General features: G+C 71.3%; 9 protein-coding genes. 6 read left to right on the top strand and 3 right to left on the bottom strand.

Annotated elements, in window-relative coordinates:
• Positions 1–36: 36 nt before the first annotated feature.
• Positions 37–3,021 carry an NACHT domain-containing protein gene (locus PV679_RS32030; RefSeq protein ID WP_319684275.1) on the bottom strand — a complete coding sequence of 995 codons (2,985 nt, stop codon included), beginning with the start codon at positions 3,019–3,021 and terminating at the stop codon, positions 37–39.
• 356 nt (positions 3,022–3,377) lie between these two features.
• Here PV679_RS32030 and PV679_RS32025 point away from each other — a divergent pair, with 356 nt between their 5' ends.
• Positions 3,378–5,639 carry an NUDIX domain-containing protein gene (locus PV679_RS32025; RefSeq protein WP_319684273.1) on the top strand — a complete coding sequence of 754 codons (2,262 nt, stop codon included), beginning with the start codon at positions 3,378–3,380 and terminating at the stop codon, positions 5,637–5,639.
• A 100-nt stretch (positions 5,640–5,739) separates the two neighbouring features.
• Here the strand turns inward: PV679_RS32025 and PV679_RS32020 are convergent, their stop codons facing one another.
• Positions 5,740–6,609: an LLM class flavin-dependent oxidoreductase gene (locus tag PV679_RS32020; RefSeq protein ID WP_319684272.1), complete on the bottom strand. Its 870-nt coding sequence runs from the start codon at positions 6,607–6,609 to the stop codon at positions 5,740–5,742.
• Between the two features lie 143 nt (positions 6,610–6,752).
• Entirely contained in the window at positions 6,753–7,955 is a 1,203-nt protein-coding gene (locus tag PV679_RS32015) for a hypothetical protein (protein WP_319684287.1), read from the bottom strand.
• Between the two features lie 110 nt (positions 7,956–8,065).
• Between PV679_RS32015 and PV679_RS32010 the strand changes: the two genes are divergently transcribed.
• The 5 genes from PV679_RS32010 to PV679_RS31990 all read left to right on the top strand — a co-directional run bounded on the left by PV679_RS32010 (position 8,066) and on the right by PV679_RS31990 (position 20,818).
• A complete protein-coding gene (locus tag PV679_RS32010) occupies positions 8,066–8,806 on the top strand; it encodes a Clp protease N-terminal domain-containing protein (protein ID WP_319684271.1) in 741 nt (246 codons plus the stop codon).
• Positions 8,807–9,101: 295 nt separating this feature from the next.
• The gene (locus tag PV679_RS32005) at positions 9,102–10,760 is read left to right on the top strand and encodes an FAD-dependent oxidoreductase (protein ID WP_319684270.1); all 1,659 of its coding nucleotides are present in this window, start codon (positions 9,102–9,104) and stop codon (positions 10,758–10,760) included.
• Positions 10,757–12,208 (top strand): ATP-binding protein, encoded by a 1,452-nt coding sequence (locus PV679_RS32000; RefSeq protein WP_319684268.1) that lies wholly within the window; start codon positions 10,757–10,759, stop codon positions 12,206–12,208. The genes PV679_RS32005 and PV679_RS32000 overlap by 4 nt, the downstream gene beginning before the upstream one ends.
• Positions 12,209–12,289: 81 nt before the next feature.
• Positions 12,290–13,264 (top strand): non-homologous end-joining DNA ligase, encoded by a 975-nt coding sequence (gene ligD / locus PV679_RS31995; RefSeq protein WP_319684266.1) that lies wholly within the window; start codon positions 12,290–12,292, stop codon positions 13,262–13,264.
• Positions 13,265–13,477: 213 nt separating this feature from the next.
• Positions 13,478–20,818, top strand: coding sequence for a non-ribosomal peptide synthetase (locus PV679_RS31990; RefSeq protein WP_319684285.1), 7,341 nt, complete (start codon positions 13,478–13,480; stop codon positions 20,816–20,818).
• Positions 20,819–20,846 lie beyond the last annotated feature (28 nt).

The raw sequence follows: 20,846 nt of genomic DNA, 5'->3' as shown, positions 1-20,846 counted from the left end.
TTTCGATGCGAGGAGGAGCGGGCCCCGCGCCCGGCCTCAGGAGATCCGCGTGCGGGGACGAGGGATGCCGTGAAGTCGCACCGAACGTCCCTCCAACCGGTCCGCGCCACGGGTGTCCGGACCGTAGACCTGCACATGAGAGAGGTGTGCGAGCTCGCCGAGCGGTGCCAGATCGAGCGGCTCTCCCGCCGTACGCGCCGTTTCGATCCGTACCGCCTCAAGGCCGGGAAACGCCTGGACCACCTGGTTCAGATCGAATCCGCTCTCGTCCGCGGTGAGCGTGAGCCGGGTAAGGGATGGCAGTCGCACATCGAAGATCCTCGGGTCGGAGCCGAGATAGAGCCTCAGATGCTTCAGCGTGGTCAGCGAACCAAGACCGACTGGCAGGGATCTGCCACGCTCCCTCGCGAGGAAGAGCGTGTGCAGCGCGAGGTCCGAGAGCGCCGAGAGATCCGAGATCCGGCGGCATCTGGAGAAGGAGAGATCACGAAGCTGACCGAAGCCGCGGAGGAATCCGAAATCGGTGAGGGCGTTGTTGTCGCGCAACGACAGCAGCGTCAGTTCGGCCGGGTTGAGGAGTTCTTCGAGGAGCCGGCCGGAGTGGTTGCCGTTCACCCGCATCTGCGCACGTCCTCCGGCGTGGTGGAGCCGGCGGAGTTGCTCCTCCGTATTCGCGATGAAGGTCTCCTCGCGCGGCAGTTGGGAGATCACATCGGTGAAGTAGCGTTCGGTGTCGTAGCGGGCCCAGGCGTTCATCAGGGCGCGGCGTGTGGTGGGGTTGGCCGGGACGAACCGCCGTAAGTAGCCGATGGCCGCGTCACTGGCGATGTGGGAGGCCGCCATCACACACAGGTTGGCCTGGGTGGAGGTCAGTCCGTCGGGCGGCGGCAGCAGCTCCAGGAGCAGAGGTCCCACGGCGGACAGCGCACCGGCCTGGGCCGCCGAGGCCGGCGGGATCAGTTTGTCCGCGTGCCGCTTCACCTGGTCGCGGATCGCCGGATCCAGGTCCGGTACATGCTCCAGGCAGGCCGTCGCGAGCAGATGCAGTCGTGCTTGTACGTCCGGTTCCTCGGCGCCACGGGCGAGGAGCCGGGTCAGCAGCTCGGCGCACTCACGCGGACTCGAATGCGCCACAGCCATCCGGATGACATCCTCCCACTGGCTGTCGTCCGCGTTCTTGACCAGCAGGCCGATGTCCCATGCCTCCACCGCGGCCTTCGCACCCAGGTAGTCCTGGAAGGTGCGGTGTACGAAGTCGACGGCGCCCGCCGCCGGTTCGCGCAGGATGCCGCTCCGCAGCAGGAGATGACGCAGGATCTGTCCGGCGTCTCCCTGCCGTTGCGCGTCGGGCACGGCGGGCAGCGCCTCGGCGATGATGTGCTCCGCACGGTCCCGGTCCAGTTCTGTCTGGCCGTTGCGGATCAGCCAGTACGCGAGTCGCTGGAGCAATTGGATCTGCGGCCGTTCGGCGAGCTGGACGTCTCCGGGCGCGTAGACATGGCGCTCCATGTCGCGGCGGGAAAGCAGCATGGAGAGTGCCGCGTCGTACAGCTCCTTGCGATCGGGCGGCAGATAGCCGCGGCGTGCCCGGTGCAGGGCGCAGATCAGGCCGCACATCAGCGGGTTGGTGGCGAGCCGGGCGAGGTCCTGTTTGCCGCGGATGGCGTCGTGCAGCGCGCCCTGATAACCGTCGAGGTCCGCGCGTTCCTCCTCCGTACGGCAGGTGGTGCGGGCGGCCTCGTGCCAGCGGCCGACGAAGGCGGCGATGTCCTCACGGCTCATCGAGGACAGGAGGAGTTCGGTGAAGCCCTGGTCCGCCAGCCAGGAGTCGGCGACGGCGGACGGGCGTGAGGTGACGAGCCAGAGGTTGCCGGGATAGGCGACGATGAGATCGGCGAGCCAGGCGCGGACCCGCTCCCGGTCGCGTTCCGGGATCTCGTCGATGCCGTCGATGAGCAGCAGCCCCCGGCGAGCCGAGAGCAACCGGTCGGCCCAGCCCTGCGGTTGGGCGCTGTGCAGCGGATTCTGCACGGCGGCCAGGAAGCCGTCGGGCAGAGGGAGCGCCGGCTGTCTGGCGATCGTGCGCAGCGGCAGGACGAAGGGAATGACACCGCGCAGATGTTCCATCCCTTCCGGCAGCCGTTGTCTGGCGGCGCAGACGGCGAGCCACTGTACGAGCGTCGTCTTGCCGGAGCCGGCGACACCGCGCAGCAGCACCTTGGCCTGGCCGGCCAGCGCCTGGTCGGCGGGGACGGGGCCGAGCGGCTGAGGGTCGGTGAGAGAGGAAGCGCATTCCTCGGACGCGACCGTCTCCAGGCTCAGATAGGCGGCGTCGAGCGGCCAGGTGGCCTCCGCGTGGCTGAGGTCCAGGCCGACGATCGTCAGGGTGCCGTACTTCTGCGAGATGTAGTCGGCGTACCGCTGTTCGAAGCGGGCGTCGAGTGTGGAGGCGGCCGGATTGCGTGTGACCAGAAGGTCGATCCTGGTGATCAGATCCGAAAGCTGGCGGCTCTGTTCGACCAGAGTGCGGGCGACGAAGTCGGAGCGCTGGGTGAAGAAGTGCAGGACATGCAGGCAAGTGGTTTCCAGCAGACTCCGGTAGAGCTCGGTGGCGTCCCATCCCAGGGTCAGTGTCAGCCCTTGGTCGAGTGCGAGGTCGAGAAGACGGCGGACCAGCGCGCGATGGCCGAGGCTCACGGCCTGGACGTCGTCCATGTCGAGTTCGCCGAGGGCGAGCAGTGTGCGGGCCACCGCGTCCGCGACCGCCTGGTCCTCCTCGGCGGGGATGGGACGTTCATGGGGCCCGGCGGTCTCGATGGCCCTGCTGACCAGCTCGGTCGAGAGCTTGCGGATGTCTTTCTCCGTGAGCGTGCGCTTTTCACCTCTGAAGGAGACAAGCCCGGAAATGCGTACCGGTTTGTCGACGAGGCCCGCTCCGCTGGCCTCGGACACGAACAGTTTCCTGATCAGCGGGGCGACGGCGCTCGAAGCGAGCCGGCTGCCGATGACTGCGGGATCCACGTGCCGCTCCCCGGGGCTGCGATGTACGACAGGCAGCGTAGCGGGGGCCGGGATCCGTTGGTCCTGAAACGGGAAGGCCGGTACCACCGGAGAGCCGGCCACGCAGGTGACGGACGCGCCCGGCACGGTGGTGGCCGTCGGATCCGCGGCCGGGACGGCGTCCCCCTGTCGCGCCGTTGCCGGTTACGCCCGTGGCCCGGAAGGAGCCGTGGTGTCTTCGTGCCGGGCACCGGGAGTCACGGGCCGATGCTCTGGACCGGCCCGAAGCACCTCGCACGGTGTCCGGGACCGCCCGTAACGTCCTGCCCATGGCCGGAGTTGACTCGGCTGACGGCCCAAGCGCTCGGAGGTTTCCCGTGACCGTATCTCCCTCCACCGACCGTGTCTCCGGCGCCGATCCGGAACTCGCGCGGTATCTCGCCGGGCATGCCGCTCCCGCCGCCTGCGCCGACGCTCTGATCCGCGACGACCAGGGCCGGATCCTGCTGGTCGACCCGACCTACAAGGCGGGCTGGGACCTGCCCGGCGGCATGCTGGAGGACGAGGAACCGGCGGTCGCGCTCGTCCGCGAGATCCACGAGGAGCTCGGTCTGACCATCGAGGTCGGCCGGCTGCTGGCCGTCGACGCCGTACCAGCCGGTGTCTACGGACGCACCGTGCTGGCTTTCCTCTACGCCGGCCATGTCCAGGGAGAGTGCGACGCGGCGGATCTGACACTGCAGGACAGCGAGATCCGCGCCGCCGGTTTCTTCGCCGAGGAGGAAGCACTGGAGCTGCTGCCGGAACAGCTCGGCCGACGTCTGGTCGCCGCGCTGCGCGCCGGGAGCGGCTCGCACACCGCGGTGCTGCGCGACGGCCGCCGGCCGCCGGTCCGCGAGCGCGACCACTACGCGCTGCTGCCGGCGCCGATGATGGCCGCCACCGCGCTGGTCACCGACACGGCCGGGCGCGTACTCGTACTCGATCCCGGTTACAAGGAGCACTTGGAACTGCCCGGCGGGATGGTGGAGGCCGGTGAATCTCCCGCGCGGGCCGCCGCCCGCGAGCTCGTGGAGGAGTTGGGACTGAGCGTCCCGGTCGGCCGGCTGCTGGCGGTGGACACCTCACCGGCGTCGGCGCGTGGTTATGGTCGCGCTCTGACCTGCATGGTCTTCACCGTGTCGCCGCTCACGCCCGAGCAGGCCAACAGCTTGGTGTTCGCCGACGGAGAGATCCGCGCCGCGTACTGGATGGACCGTGACGAGGCCGCGCGGCGACTGCCCGTCCGGCTGGCCGCCCGGGTCACGGCGGGCCTCGACGCCCTCGCCTCGGGCGGGGTCATTCACCTCGAACGCGGTGTGCCGGTCACCGTGCCGCCGGAGCTGACCGTGCGGGAGCGCGCGACCCAGGCCCGCGCCAAGATGGTCGAACGCCTGGCGGCCAAGGGCCTGTTGACCGACGTCCGGCTGCGCCACGCGCTGCTGGCGGTCCGGCGGGAGACACTGCTTCCGCGCTGCTACATCCGCCGGCCCACCGCCGCCGGCCAGCCGCCCGCATGGCAGTTCCTGGACGGCGCCGACCCACGTGACCAGGCGGAGTGGCTGGAATGGATCTACGACGGTGACTCGGTGCCGGTACAACACGGCGGAGAACCGCTCGACGGTCCCGAGCGCGGCCGGATCGTGACCGGCGGTGGTTTCACCGCGATGTCCACCGGCATGGACACAGTCGTCGAAGGACTGCAGGCTCTGAACGTGGTTGCCGGGGACCAGGTGCTGGAGCTGGGCACCGGCCCGGGTCTGGTCGCGGCGGCGCTGTGCGAAATCCTCGGGGACACCGCGATCACCAGCATCGAGACCGATCCTTATCTGGCGGAGGCCGCTCGCACCCGGCTGGCGCTGCTGGGACACCGGCCCCGGGTGGTGCGCGGTGACGGACTGTCTGGCTGTCCCGGCGAGCGGTTCGACAAGATCCTGCTGTCGTTCGCGGTCCGTAGTCTGCCCGTGGCCCTGCTGGAGCAACTCGCCGACGGAGGAACGCTGTTGGCGCCGGTCACCACCGGCTTCGCGGGCCGGCCGGCCCGGGCCACCGTGCACCGCACCGGACAGAGCCTGACAGCGGTGCTCCGGCCGGTCGCCTCCGGTCACCGGCCGGGCCGTGGGCTGGAGCTGGTCGTCCCGCCCACGCGGTGCTCCGACGGCCCGGTGACAGTCCGTACCAGCACATCGGTCCTGCCCACCCGCGCGGAAACCGGGTTCTGGCTCGCTGTGGGACATCTGCTGCCCGGCGTGGTCCACGACACGGGCGCCGACCAGGTGGCACTGTACGCACCGGCCGACGGCTCAAGCGTCACCGCCCGTCCCGAGGACGGTTCGTGGAGAGTGGAACGAACCGGCCCCCGCGACATCTGGCGCGAACTGGAGGATGTCCACGCCCGGTGGGTGCGGGCCGGGCGCCCGGATCATTACCGGATCGACCTTTCCGACTCCCTGACACAGCGGGTGACGGGCGGCTCCGGGCAACACCCACTGGAGTGGGAGCTCCCGTCGACGCCACTGGCCGCCGTACCTCCCGGACGCCGGGCAGCGGAGCCGGGCCTCACCGCCGCCGATCCGGCCGGTGGGCGCGCGACGCGCTGAGCGATCGCGCCGGCCCGCCGGGAACAACCAGACGCCACGCGTCCCGGCCCATGGACAGCCCAACGAACCATCACCTCAGAAGACCGGCAGGGACCAACGGTCACAGCACGAGGTCGGCCAGCCTGTCGACCTCGTCCAGACGGGCCACGGTAGGTGTGAACGTCAGCTCGTTCATTCCGATCGCGGCGAACTCCTCGACGATGCCGCGGATGCGCTCCGGTGTGCGGACGACACCTTCGGCGATGGTGTCGGCGTGGTCGCCCGCGTAGGCGTAGTACTGGCGGACGTAGCTGTCGGACTCGTCCGTGAACTTCGCGTCGGCGCAGAAGTAGGCGAGGCCGAGCAGCCGTGGCTCGCCGTCCCGGCCGGCCCGGCGCCAGGCGTCCAGGACCTCGCCCACCATCGGCTCCGCCCGCCGAGGTCCGCCGCCCGCGCCGGTCCAGCCCGCGCCCCAGCGGGCGGTGCGGCGCACAGCGCGTGTGCCATGGCCTCCGATCAGCACGGGCACCGGCTTTCCGGTCGGTGCCACGGCGCGCCGCTCGCCCGGGAAGTCACCTTCCTCGACGGCCTCGCCCTGCCAGGCGCGACGCAAGTACGCGAGCTGGCGGTCGAAGACGGCGCCGCGTCCCGCGAAGTCGCGTTCCGACGCGCGGTAGTCGGACTCGCGCGCGCCCACTCCCAGGCCCAGAGTCAGCCGGTCGCCGCTGAGTTGTGCGACCGTGGCGGTGATCTTCGCGAGCACGGCGTCCGGATAGGTGGGGCCCAGCACCGCGTTGGTCAGCAGTCCGATGCGGGAGGTGGCCGCGCCCACCGCGGCCAGCGCGGTCAGCGAGTCGTACGACGGATAAGGGACGCGGCCGATCGTGGAGACAAAGGCGAAGCCGCGCTCCTCCGCCCGCCTCGCCCAGTCCAGCACGAGTGGGCCGTTGGTGCCCGGAGTGGTGTTCGGGATGGCGATACCGATGCGCATGGCGCCATCTCCTTCCGTCTTCCGTCGTCGTTCAGGATCCGCCGGTTGACCGTGCCCCGCATCCCGGCACGGAAACCCGGACCGGACAGGGCCTGGCCGGCGCGAGACCGTACGACCTCAGGCGCGGGCGCGGTGGCGGTTCCTCAGAGAAGGCCGTGCGAGCCGTGGCCCAGTGCCTCCGGATGTGGACGCAGGGTCTCGATCCGCCGCTCGATCGCCTGCCGCGCTCCGTGTCTGCGGCCCGGCACATGGCCGCGCAGCGCGATGAGCGCCGGGGCCAGCGAGTGAGCCCGCGCCGGATCGTGGAGCTGTTCCCACTGGTGGTGTGCGCGGTCGACCGCGGCTTCGACGTCTCCGTCGTCGGGGGCCTGACCGCCCGCCAGGCGCGCCTCGGCCGCCGCCATCCACAACTCGCAGCTACGGGCCGCGTCCTGGGCGAGGCGGGCGAGGTCGGCCCGTACCTCCAGCCAGTGGATCGCCTGCGCCGAGCCGGGACCGTACATCCGGTGTGCCGCGCTCTCCCACAGGCCCGCGAGCGTCGCCGCCTCGGCGTGCCGACCGGCGCGAGCGGCGGCCAGGATCGCCGGATGCGGGTCCTCGTCGGGCCTCGCCGCCGTCTGCGGGACGGCCGGTGACCATCCCGGTGGCGCCGGCGTCCGCTCGTGGCTCACCGGCTCCGTCCCGGCGTGTGTCGTCGCCTGGACCGGCGGCAGGTCGACCGCCAGGAGCAGCGCGTCGTCCGCTCCGGCGCGTGCGGCGGCTTGCTCGTGAAGCTGGGCCAGCGGCGGCCTGGCGCCGCTGCGCCATATCGACGCGCACGCGGCCAGGTAGGCGGGAGAGGTGACCGTGCGGCGCGGCGGAGGCGGCGTGACGCGCCCGTACAGACGCGTGCCGTGGCCGAGCGCGATGCCCTCGGAGCGCAGCCGCTGCCACGCCTCCGTGTCGGCCACGAGATCCACCACCACCGTCGTGGTGCCGGGCCGGCGCAGCTTGAGCTCGCCGGCCAGCCAGTGCCAGGGCAGGCCGGTGTAGCGCACGGTCGCCGGTGTGGTGCGGGCCAGCGCGAGATGGACGAGACGCTGTTTGTGATCCAGGTGGAGCTGCCCCGCGATGTAGAGGGACAGCGGGCCCGGCGTGGCGGCCGCGGCGCGGATACGCGTGAGGACGGTCTGCGGGTCGAGTGGGTCGGCGAGTTCGATGACGGTCGCCGCGGCCGTTCCTGTCAGGGTGCTCGGCGAGACCACCGCGAGCGCGGCCAGTACGGATGCCGCGTCGATGAGGCAGCCTTTGCCGGCCGGCGCGGCAGCGAGCAGCAGCGCGGTCCCCGCGTCCCTGTCGTCCCCCATGGTCACCACAACGACACCGTATCCCGCTGGACCCGCCGCCGGTCATCAAGAGCACCTTCAGGTGTCAACTTCGGGTTGACGGCACGGAGGTGTCAACTTACGGTTGACACATGACGAATCCAGTCCGCATGACCAGTCCTGTCCGGCTCGACGACCTGATCGACGCCATCAAGAAAGTCCACTCCGAAGCTCTCGACCAGCTCTCCGGCGCGGTCATCGCCGCGGATCACCTCGGCGACCTGGCCGACCATCTGATCGGTCACTTCGTGGACCAGGCCCGGCGCTCGGGCGCGTCCTGGACCGACATCGGCAGGAGCATGGGTGTCACCAGGCAGGCGGCGCAGAAGCGTTTTGTCACAAAGGACTCCGGCGAGCAGCCGGATCTGGATCCCAGCCAGGGATTCAGCCGGTTCACCGAGCGGGCGCGGAACGTCGTGATGGCGGCGCAGAACGAGGCCCGCGCGGCGGCCAACGCCGAGATCCGTCCCGAGCACCTGGCGCTGGGTCTGCTGAGTGAGCCGGAGGCGCCGGCGGCGGAAGCGATCGTCGCGCAGGGTGTGCCGCTGGAAACCGTCCGGCGGGCCGTGACCGCGGCGCTGCCGCCGGCGGCCGGCCAGGTGCCGGACCTCATCCCGTACGACGCACGGGCGCGAAAGGCGCTGGAGCTCACCTTCCGGGAGGCCCTGCGGATGGGCCACAACCACATCGGGACGGAGCACATCCTGCTCGCCCTCCTGGAACTCGAAGACGGTACGGGCGTCCTCGCCGGCCTCGGCATCGACAAGGCGACCGCCGAGACCGCCATCGCCGCGGCCGTCGCCGCGGCCCAAGCGGCCGACGAACGGAAGTGAACTGACGGAGCGTCACCGCACCGGACCGGCGCTCTCCGGCGACGCGCTCCGGCCGGTCCGCCGTCCGGCGTCACTCGGCGTCCGGCGGACCACGCCGGTCCCGGCCCTTTCACGGTCCGGGACACCACTCGCGCCCGCCGCTTCCGGTCCGGCGCGTCCAGGGGATCACCGCGCGCGCGAGCGGGACCGCCGTAAACTGTGATGCGAGAAGCTCTGCACGGACAGATCGCTGACGCCCTGGACCGGAGAGGGCGGCAAGTCGATGAGAATCAGCAGCACCACGGATGACGGTGGCATGGCGAACCCGACAATCTTGACCGTTGACGACGACCCGGCGGTTTCCCGCGCGGTGGCCCGCGACATCCGGCGCCGGTACGGCGACCGGTACCGGGTGGTCCGCGCGGTCTCCGGCGACGAGGCCCTGGACGCGCTGCGCGAGATCAAACTGCGCGGTGAACAACTCGCGGTCATGCTCGCCGACTACCGGATGCCGGAGATGAACGGCATCGAGTTCCTTGAGGCCGCGATGGACCTCTTCCCGCTCGCCCGGCGGGTGCTGCTGACCGCGTACGCGGACACGGACGCGGCGATCGACGCGATCAATGTGGTCGACCTCGACCACTATCTCCTCAAACCGTGGAACCCGCCGGAGCAGCATCTCTACCCGGTGATCGACACGCTTCTGGACGCCTGGCTCGCGACTCCCGATCCGACGGCGACGGAGACCAGGGTGGTCGGACACCGCTGGTCCGCTCCGTCGTTCGCCGTGCGCGACTTCCTCACCCGCAATCTGGTTCCCTACCGGTGGCTCCTGTCCGACGAGCCGGAGGGAGCCCGGCTGCTGACCGCCGCCGGGGCCGCCGCGACCGATGTGCCGCTGGTCGTGCTGGCCGACGGCACCTCGATGGTGGCGCCCGCCGAGGGTGACCTCGCCGCGCGGGTCGGTCTGAGCACCGTCCCCACCTCCGACTTCTACGACCTCGTGGTGGTCGGCGGCGGTCCCGCCGGGCTCGGCGCCGCCGTGTACGGGGCCTCAGAGGGACTCCGTACAGTGCTGGTGGAGCGCGAGGCGACCGGCGGGCAGGCGGGACAGAGCAGCCGGATCGAGAACTATCTCGGTTTCCCCGACGGTGTCTCCGGATCCCAGCTCACCGAGCGCGCCCGTCGGCAGGCGCTGAAGTTCGGTGCCGAGATCCTCAGCGCCAGAGAGTGCGTCGCGCTGGAAACGGCCGGGTCGGCGAGAGTCCTGCGGCTGGGCGCGGGCGCCTCGATCACCGCCCATACGGTGGTCCTGGCCACCGGTGTCTCCTACCGCCGGCTGACCGCGCCCGGACTGGAGGACTTCACCGGCGCGGGGGTCTTCTACGGCTCCGCCGTCACGGAGGCACTGAGCTGCGAGGGCGAGGAGATCTTCATCGTCGGCGGCGCGAATTCGGCCGGCCAGGCCGCCGTGTACTTCTCCCACTACGCCCGGCGCGTCCACCTGCTCATCCGCGGCGGCGACCTGGTGCGGTCGATGTCCAGTTATCTGATCGACCAGCTCAACGCCATCGACCACATCGTGGTCCATCCGTGGACCGAGGTGGTCGACGGAAAGGGCAACGGCCACCTTCAGCAGTTGACTCTCCGGGACACCAGGTCGGGCGCGACGGACACGGTCAACACGTCCTGGCTGTTCGTCTTCATCGGCGCCGAGCCCCGTACGGACTGGCTGGACGGTACGGTCGCGCGCGACCCGCGAGGCTTTGTCGTCACCGGGCCGGATCTGATCGCGGACGGGCGGCGCCCGGCGGACTGGCCGCTGCACCGCGATCCGTACCACCTGGAATGCAGCGTGCCCGGAGTCTTCGCGGCGGGCGACGTGCGGGCCGCGTCGGTCAAACGCGTCGCGTCCGCCGTCGGTGAGGGTGCCATGGCCGTCACGCTGGTCCACCGCTACATGGAGGCGCAGTGACCGAATCGGACCGTCTGTCCCCGGAGCAGCTTCGCACCCTGTTCCTCTTCGAGTCGCTCGACGAGAGCCAACTGACCTGGCTGTCCGAGCGGGGCAGAGTGGAGCAGCGCGCCGGCGGAAGCGACGTGTACCGCGAAGGCGAACCGGCCACCTGCTTCTTCGTGGTGCTGAGCGGGGCGGTGACGCTCAGCCGCGGACTGCACGGCGATGACATCGAGGTCAACAGGACGGACCAGCGCGGTGTCTACGCCGGAGCCACCCAGGCGTATCTGGGCGACAGGGTCGACCAGGTCTATCCGAACACGCTGCGAGCCGTCAGCGACGCCGAGTTCTTCGTGCTGCCGGCCGACGAGTTCGCCGTCGCCATACGCACCTGGTTCCCGATGGCGCTCCATCTGCTGGAGGGCCTCTTCTTCGGAACGCGCGCGGCCAACACACTGATCAACGAACGCGAGCGGCTCCTCGCTCTCGGGTCGCTGTCGGCCGGCCTCACCCATGAGCTCAACAACCCGGCCGCGGCCGCCGTGAGAGCGACCGAGGCGTTGCGCGACCGAGTGGCCGGCATGCGCCACAAGCTCGCTCTGATCGCTGACGGCAGGCTGGACGGCACCAGGCTGCACAGCCTGGTGGAGTTGCAGGACGCGGCCGTCAAGCAGGCCGCCGCCGCGACCCCGCTGCCGGCCCTGGCCGCCGCCGACGCGGAGGACGAGCTCGGTGACTGGCTGGACGAACAGGGTGTGGTCAACGCCTGGGACCTCGCTCCGGCCCTCGTGGCGGGAGGCATCGGGCTGCCATGGCTCTCCACGGTCGCCGAGGCCGTCGGTGACGAACACCTGGACTCGGCGGTGCGCTGGCTGGCCTACACCGTCGACACGGAACTCCTGATGGGAGAGATCGACGACGCCGTGACCCGTGTCTCCGACCTGGTCGGCGCGGCCAAGCAGTACTCCCAGCTCGACCGCGCGCCTCAGCAGACCGTCGATGTGCACGCCCTGCTGGACGCCACTCTCACCATGCTGCGGGCCAAGATCCCGCCGACTGTCCGGGTGGTCAAGGAGTACGACCTGACACTGCCGAGGATCCCCGCCTACGGCGCCGAGCTCAACCAGGTGTGGACGAATCTGATCGACAACGCCGTCGACGCCATGAGCGGCACCGGCACCCTGACGCTGCGTACCTGGCGGGACGGCGAGCGGCTGCTCGTGGAGGTGGGCGACACCGGGACCGGGATCCCGCCGGAGGTCAGGCCGCGTATCTTCGAGCCTTTCTTCTCCACCAAAGCGGTCGGTGAGGGCACCGGCCTCGGCCTGGACATCTCGTACCGCATCGTGGTCAACAAGCACCACGGCGACATCCGAGTGGATTCGCGGCCCGGTGACACACGATTCCAGGTATGCCTGCCCATCACTCCCGAGCCCGACGAATCCGTCTCCGCGCGGACCGTCTGACCGTCCGGGAGCCGACGGCGCCGTGGCCTTCCGGCACGGCCCGGGCTGCGGGCGGCTCCGCGCCGCCCGATGATCGGATGCATGGCCCCGTCCGGCGCGCGTCCCGCCGCCTCGCTTCCCGTCGTCCGGCCGATGCTGGCCGTGCCGGGCGCGCTGCCCGCCGAGGACGAGGAGGCCGCGTGGGCGTTCGAGGTCAAGTGGGACGGCGCGCGCTGCGTCGTCGGTACGACCGGTGACGGGACGGTCAGGCTGACCAGCCGCGCGGGCAATGACGCCACCGTGACCTATCCCGAGCTGGGCGCGCTCGCCGAGCGGCTTCGCGGCCGGTCCGCGGTGCTGGACGGCGAGGTCGTGGTCCTGGACGCGCGGGGACACGCCGATTTCGGGCTTCTCCAGCGGCGGATGGGCATCGTGGACCCGCGCCGCGCCGCGCGGCTCGCCGTGGAGTGTCCCGTCCATCTGATGCTGTTCGACCTCATGTACCTGGACGGCCTGTCCCTGCTCGGGCTCCCGTACCGGGAGCGCCGCGCCGTCCTCGCCGGGCTGGACCTGGCGGGACCGCGCTGGAGCGTGCCCGCGTACATGGAGGGACACGGGCGGCAGGCCTGGGACGCCACGCTGCGGGCCGGATTCGAGGGCGTCGTGGCGAAACGTCTGTCGTCCCTCTACACACCGGGCGTGCGGTCGTCCCACTGGCGCAAGACAAAGCATGTGACGACTCTCGACGTGATCATCGGCGGCTGGTCGGAGGGCCGCGGCGGGATCGCCGGGCTGCCCGGCGCCGTCCTGGTCGGTCTGGAGGAGCCGGCCGGGCTGCGGTACGTCGGCTCCGTCGGGTCGGGACTGTCCGACACCGAACGGCACGACCTGGCACGGTACTTGGCGGTGATCGCCAGCCCCGGCCCGCCGTTCGTCAACCCGGTCCCGGTGCCCGGCGCCCACTGGGCCGAGCCCCGGCTCGTCGCCGAGATCACCTTCTCCGGCTGGACCGCGGCGGGAATTCTCCGGCACCCGATCTGGCACCGGCTTCGCCCGGATCTGACGCGCCTCGGGTGACACGCGGCCGTCGGCCCACCGGAGGCCGGGACGTACCGACCGCCGCTCTGACCGGCCCACACCCAAGTCTGCTTCCGGCATTCACTTGATCGACTGCGGATGAAGCCGCGTGTTTCTGCCCCGTTCTCCTGAGTCGATCAAGTTCCTCATAGCCTCCGGCCGCTGCGTGCGGCCGCGCTTGCGAGGTGCGTCAAGGAGATACGAGTGAGTGCTATGCAGGGCATCGATTTGTCGGAGACAGGTCAGCCCGCCGATTCCGTTTCCGGACCGGCGAGAGAAGGCGGAACACAGTACGAGGTTCTCGAAGCCATCGAGGCACAGGCCCGCCGCGCCCCTGACGCGCCGGCCCTGGTCGACGCGACGGGACGTTCCACCTACGCGGAACTGGCCGAGGAGAGCGCCGCTCTGGCCGACGCGCTCGCGGCTGCCGGCGTACTCCCCGGCGATCTGGTCGGGCTCTGTCTGCCGCGCGGCCGGGCGGCGGTGACGGCGATGCTGGCGGTGCTGCGGATCGGAGCCGGCCATGTGCCGCTCGACCCGGCCTATCCGCCGGCGCGGCTGGCTCTGATGATCGAGGAGGCACGGCCCCGGCTGGTGCTGGTGCCCTCGGACGCCGACGCTCCGCCGCTGCCCGCCGGGACCGAGATACTGCGGACGGGCCGGCCGGACCCGCTGCCCGAGGCGAAGCCCGTCGGCGAGTACGCGCCGGAGGATCCGGCCTATGTCATCTTCACCTCCGGTTCCACCGGCCGTCCCAAGGGTGTTGTGGTCCCGCGGCGCGCGCTGGCGCACTTCTGCCGGGCCGCGCGGGAGCGGTACGGCTTCACGCCGGAGGACCGCGTACTCCAGTTCGCCTCGCTGAGCTTCGACGCGAGCGTCGAGGAGATCTTTCCTCCGCTGACCGCCGGCGCGACCGTCGTCATCCGCGACGAGGACATGATCAGCCGGCCCGATCTGTTCCTGGACCGCTGCGCGGCGCTCGGTGTCACGGTGCTCGACCTGCCGACGGCGTACTGGCACGAGCTGGTCACGGCCATCGACCGGGACGAGGCCACGCTGCCCTCCTGTGTCCGCATGGTGATCGTCGGCGGCGAGGCGGTGCACGCCGAGGCGGTCGCGCGCTGGCGGGCACGCGTGGGCTCCGGCGTGCGGCTGCTCAACACCTATGGGCCGACCGAGACGACCGTGGTGGCCACCGCCGCCGATCTGACCGAGTGGTCCGGCGCCGGTCCGGTGCCGATCGGATCACCGCTGACGGGTGTGGTCTGCCGGGTCGTGGCGGCGGACGGCGCCACCGCGGCGGCGGGAGAGCCAGGCGAGCTGCGCGTCGGCGGCGCCGGCCTGGCCACCGGCTATCTGGGACGTCCCGATCTGACCGAGGAGCGTTTTGTCACGGGACCCGGCGGCGAGCCGGAATACCGTACGGGCGACCGGGTCCGGCAGCTCTCCGACGGAGCGTTCGAATATCTGGGACGGCTCGACCAGCAGGTGAAGATCCGTGGCTTCCGGGTGGAGCCCATGGAGGTCGAGACCGCGCTGCGGAAGCTGCCCGGTGTCAGTGACGCGGTCGTCCTGGTGGACGAACGGGCCGGGGGGCCTCGGCTGGTGGGCCATCTGCTGACCGAGCCGGACGGACCCGACGCCGCCGAGGTCCGGCGGCTGCTGGCGGAGGATCTGCCGCACTATCTCGTGCCCGCGGTGTTCTCCGTCCATGACGCCTTCCCGCTGACCGTCCAGGGAAAGGTCGACCGGGCGGCGCTGGCCGAGACGGCGCCGGTGGCGCCGGTCGCGGAGGACGGCGCAGCGCCGGTCCTCTCCTCGGCCGAGGAGCGTGTCGGCGCGGTGTGGCGGGATCTGCTCGCCGTCACCGCCATCGGTCCCACCGACGACTTCTTCGCCCTCGGCGGCGACTCGCTGCATGCCATCCGCATGATCAGCAGGCTGCGCCGGGAGTACGGAGCCGAGCTCACACTGAGCGGGCTGTACGCGGCGCCGACGCTCGCCGAGGTGGCGGCGGTGGCCGGTCAGAAGCCCGGGAAGCGGCAGGAGGAGAGTGCGGAGCCGGACAGCGCGGCCCCGGACGCCACCGGCCCGGTGACACTGTCCCTCACCCCGCTCCAGCGTGACTTCTGGATGTCCGAGCAGGTGTCCGCGGAGCTGCCCGCGCACACGCTCGGCATCCGCTACCGGTGGGCCGGTGCCGTGGAGCCCGCTCTGCTGGCCGACTGCCTCGGTGAACTGACGGCTCGTCATCCCGCTCTCAGGTCCCGCTTCCCGTACGAGGGCGGCGAGCCGGTCATGCTCGTCGATCCCGCCGGGACCGTTTCCCTGAGCGAGGTCGATCTGCGGGAGCTGGCGCCCGAGGACCGGGAGGCACGGGCCGGCCGGGCGCGCCGGGAGTTCACGCACGGGCGGCTGGACCTGGCGGAAGGTCCGTTGGCGCGCGCGGTGCTGCTGCGCACGGGCGGTGACGACGAGCTGCTGCTCGCCGTGCACCACCTGGTCTTCGACGGCTGGTCGGTCGGAGTGTTCGGCGACGAACTGGCGCGGCTCTACCAGGCGATGGCCGGCGGACGGGAAACGGCGCCGACCGCGGCCGAACGGCGGGAGACCGCGTCCCGCCAGCTCGCGGAGCTGGTCCGCCACCAGGCGCCCCGTACCGCCGGCGCCACGCTCACCGCCTACTGGCGCGACCGCTTCGCCGATGCCGACCTGGATCTGGAACTGCCGGCCGACCGGCCGCGTCCCGCCATGCAGTCCTTCGCCGCCGGGCGGGTGTCCAGGGCGCTGGCCCCGGCCGCTCTCGATGAGCTCCGCGCCTGCGCACGCGAGCATCACGCCAGTCTCTTCATGGTGGTCCTGGCCGGCGTGCAGACTCTGCTCAGCAGATACACCGGGCGCGGCGACGTGACCGTACTCGCGCCGGTCGCGGGACGCGACACCGCCGCGCGGGAGTCCCTCGTCGGCGCCGCGCTCAACATCCTGCCGCTGCGCGGCGACGTCTCCGGCGAGCCGACGTTCACGGAGCTGCTCGGCCGGGTGAAGGGATCCGTCGTCGGCGATCTGGAGCACCAGGATCTGCCACTGCCGGACATCATCGCGGCGATCGGACGGACCGCGGCCGGCCCGCGCAACCGGGTCAGTGGTGTCACCGTCACCGTGCACAACACTCCGGCGCCGGGACGTTCCCTCGTGCGGTACGCGGGTGAGGAGGCGCCGGCCGCGACCATGACGGATCTCGCGATCGGCCTGGACTTCCCGCTGGACGGTCCCGTCCTGACCGTCGACTACGCCGCCGAACTCTTCGACGCGGAGCGGATGGAGGCGCTGCTGGACCATCTGCTCGCGCTGCTGCGCGCGGCGGCCGTGGCGCCGGCCACGCCGGTGAGCGGGCTTCCGATGCTCACCGCCGCCGAGCGGGACCGGATTCTGTACGAGTGGAACGACAGCGCGGCCGAGGTGCCCGGCGCGGGCAGCCTGCAGGAGCTGTTCGAGCGGTGCGCGGCGCGGAGGCCGGACGCACCGGCGCTCACCTCGGGATCCGAGACCGTCAGTTACGGCGAACTCAACAGCCGGGCCAACCGGCTCGCGCGTGTGCTCCGCGGCAAGGGAGTCGGACCCGGCACACGGGTGGCGATCTGTCTGGACCGGGGCATCGAGCTGTTCGCGGCGATGTGGGCCGTGCTCAAGGCGGGCGGTGCCTATGTGCCGCTCGACCCGGCCTATCCGCAGGACCGGCTGCGCTACATGCTGGAGGACAGCCGGCCGGTGGCCATGGTCACGCGGCTCGACCTGGCCGGCGTGCCGTCCGCGCCGGACGGCGTGGCGGTCGTCGCGCTGGACCGTGACGCGGCGCTGACCGACGCCGAGGACGACAGCGATCCGGTGGTTCTCGGGACACCGGCCGATCCCGCGTATGTCATCTACACCTCCGGCTCCACCGGCCGCCCGAAGGGCGTCGTGGTCACCCACGAGAACCTCGTGCACGCGGTCCACATGTGGCAGCGCGCCTACGATCTGGACCCGGAGTGGACGTATCAGCAGGCCGCCAGCTTCTCGTTCGACATGTTCGTGGGCGAGACACTGCGCGCGCTGTGCACCGGCGGCCGGCTGGTGGTCGTCCCGCGCGAGGTGCTGCTGGATCCGGCCGCTCTGTACGAGCTGATGCGCACGGAGCGAGTGCGGTGCACCGAGCTGGTGCCGGCGGTGCTGCGCGCGCTGCTGGCGCATGTCGCGGCGTCCGGCGAACGGCTGGACTTCGTACGCCTGTTGATCGGCGGCGGCGAGAAGTGGCAGGTGCGGGAGTACCAGGAGGCCCAGCGGCTGGTCGGTGCCGGAAACCGGGTGGTGAACGCGTACGGAGTCACCGAGGTCACGGTCGACAACGTCTACTTCGACGGTGATGTCAGTGAGCTCCCGGCGGACGCGCCACTGCCCATCGGCCGGCCCTTCCCCAACAACCGTGTGTATGTGCTGGACGCGCACGGGCTGCCCGTCCCGGCCGGAGTGGTCGGCGAGATGTATCTCGGTGGCGCCGGAGTCTCTCCCGGTTACCACGACCGGCCCGAGCTGACGGCCGAGCGGTTCGTCCCCGATCCCTTCGCGGGCAGGCCGCGCGACGGCGCCATGATGTACCGGACCGGAGACAGCGCCCGGTTCCGCCGCGACGGCACGGTCGACTTCCTGGGCCGGCTCGACGACCAGGTCAAGGTCAACGGCTACCGGATCGAACTGGGCGAGGTCGAGGCCGCTCTCGGCGGGCTGCCCGGCGCCATGGCATGCGCCGCCGCCGTACACGTACTGCCGTCCGGGACCGCACAGCTCGTCGGCTATCTGGTCGCGCGGCCCGGCACCGAGTTCACCGAGACCGCGGTCCGCGAGGCGCTGGGCGCCTCGCTGCCGGTCCATATGGTCCCGGCGCGAGTGGTCGTACTCCCCCGGCTGCCGCTCACGCCCAACGGCAAGCTCGACCGGCGCGCCCTGCCGGCGCCGCCGGAGGGCGGGACGGCGTCGGTGGCCGTCCCGCCACGGACCGCGACCGAGAAGCGGATCGCCGCCGTCTGGGCGGAGGCGCTCGGGACCGGCCCGATCGGTGTCGACGACAGCTTCTTCTCCCTCGGCGGCGACTCCTTCACCGCGCTGCGGATCGTCCGGCAGATCGACCCGTCGCTCGCGCTGGTGGAGCTGTACCGGCAGCCCACCGTACGGGCGCTGGCCGCGCTGCTCGACGCGCGGGAGTCAGGACCGGGCCCGGAACAACGGCGGTTGCTGCACCGGCTGACACCCGCGGACGCCGACCCGGCGGCCGGCGGTGTCACCGTCGTGGCGGTGCCCTTCTCCGGCGGCAGCGCGATCTCGTACCAGCCGCTGGCCGCGCGGCTTCCGGCGCACTGGAGCCTGTACGCCGTCGAACTTCCCGGCCACGAACACAGCCGGCCGGACGAGGCGTTGCTGCCGGCCGGCGAGGTGGCCGCGCTGGTGGTCGCGGAACTCCGGTCGCTGACCGGGCCCGTGCTGCTCTACGGGCACTGTCTCGGCTCCGCCGTGACCCTGGAGATCGCCCGGCAGGCCGAGGCGGCCGGTGTGGACCTGACAGGAGTCGGCCTCGGCGCCAGCTTCCCCACCGCCCGGCTGCCAGGACGGTTCTTCGACTGGCTGCACCGGCTGATTCCGGCCGACCGCTTCACCTCCGACCGTGAGTACCTTTCCTATCTGCGCTCGCGCGGTGGCTTCACCGATCTGGAGAGCGCCGAGCAGGAGGAGTTCGTGCTGCGCAATGTGCGGCACGACGCCCGGGACGCCGAGGAGTACTTCACCGAGGCGTACCGGCGCGCCGAGCCGGACCGGCTGCGGGCGCCGGTGCTCAGTGTGGTGGGCTCCCGCGACCGGGTCACCGAGCTCTACCAGGAGCGCCACCACGAGTGGGAGCACTTCGCCGACGACGTCGAGCTGGAGGTCCTGCCCAAGGCGGGCCACTTCTTCGTCAAGACCCACGCGGAGCCGCTGGCGCGGATCCTGGTGGAGCACGCGGAGCGGTGGCGCAACACCGACGCCCGTCCGTCGCGCGAGGAGCCGGCCATGGACGGGCCGGCCGACGCGGAGCCTCGCGGCCTGCGGGACGGCGCGGTGTCGGGCCGTACGGAACAGGGCCACCGGGCATCCCGCGACGCCACGCCGAGTCTGTCCCGGTTCGCGGTGGTGGCTCTCGGCCAGTTCCTCTCGATGATCGGCAGCAGCCTGAGCACTCTGGTGCTGAGCATCTGGGTCTATCAACGCAGTGGATCGATCACGGACTTCGCCGTGGTCAACGCGGTCGGCATGCTGCCGGGCATCCTCGTCGGGCCGGTGGCCGGAGCGATCGCCGACCGCTGGAACCGGCGGCGGGTCATGCTGGCCTCCGACTCGGTGGCGGCCCTGGCGATGGGTGCGCTGGGTCTGCTGGTCATCGGCGACGGCCTGGAGATGTGGCAGGTCTATCTGGCCGTCTCCGTCACCTCGGTCGCCGGTGCCTTCCAGCGACCCGCCTATCTGGCGGCGGTCGCGCAACTCGTGCCGAAGCGATATCTGGGTCACGCGAACGGGATCAGCCAGCTCGGCGTCGGCGTCGGAACGGTCTTCGCGCCGATGATGGGCGCCGGACTGATCGGTGTGATCGGCATCCGTGGCGTCGTCCTGATCGATGTGCTCAGCTTTGTCGCGGGCGCCGGCACACTGCTGGCGGTCCGCTTCCCGAACAGCCTCTTCCGGCGCCGCGACGAGCCGTTCGGCAAGGAGATCGCCGGCGGCTGGCGCTACATCACCCGCCGTCCCGGCCTGCGCACCGCGCTGCGCTTCTTCGTCATCGACCACGCCTTCTACACCCTTGGCTTCGCGGTGATCACGCCGATGCTGCTGATCGAGCAGTCTCCGCTGATGCTCGGCGCGGCGCTGGCCTCGGCGGGCCTGGGCGGCCTGACGGGCAGCCTGGTCATGGGGCTGTGGGGCGGTACGGCCCGCAGGGCCGGCGGAATGATCGTGTTCATGGGCGTGGCCAGTGGCGCGATGTTCGTCATCGGCATCGGAGCGAGTCCGTATCTCGTCGTGGCCGGCATGTTCGCGCTGGCCTTCGGCGAGTCGCTCGCCGACGGGCACTGGATCGCGCTGATCCAGACGAAGGTGGGACTGGAGCTCCAGGGCCGTGTCCTCGCCCTCTTCATGACTCTGATGATGCTGACGATGCCGCTCGGCTATCTGGTGGTCGGGCCGCTGGCCGAGCACTACGTACAGCCACTGCTCGAACCCGGCGGCGCCCTCGCCTCCACCGTCGGCGCGGTGATCGGCACCGGACCCGGCCGGGGCCTGGCCCTGCTGGTGGTCGTCAGCGGCCTGCTGCAACTGGGCTGGGCGGTACGGGGCTGGTACGACCGCCGGCTGCGGTTCATGGAGGACGAGCTGCCGGACGCCGTACCGCCCGCCGAACTCGGCGACCTGGACGCCCTTCAGCGCGAGGCGGACGCCCAGCTCGCCGAAGTCCCGTCGGCCAAAGCCGGGGCCCGCGTGGCCGCCCGGGTCTGACCCGCGTCTCTCCGGTCGCGCTCGACCG

This window comes from Streptomyces sp. AK02-01A (assembly GCF_033795305.1).
Lineage (GTDB): Bacteria > Actinomycetota > Actinomycetes > Streptomycetales > Streptomycetaceae > Streptomyces.
The sequence above is the reverse complement of the archived record's forward strand: the minus strand, read 5'-3'. Positions and strand labels throughout refer to the sequence as shown.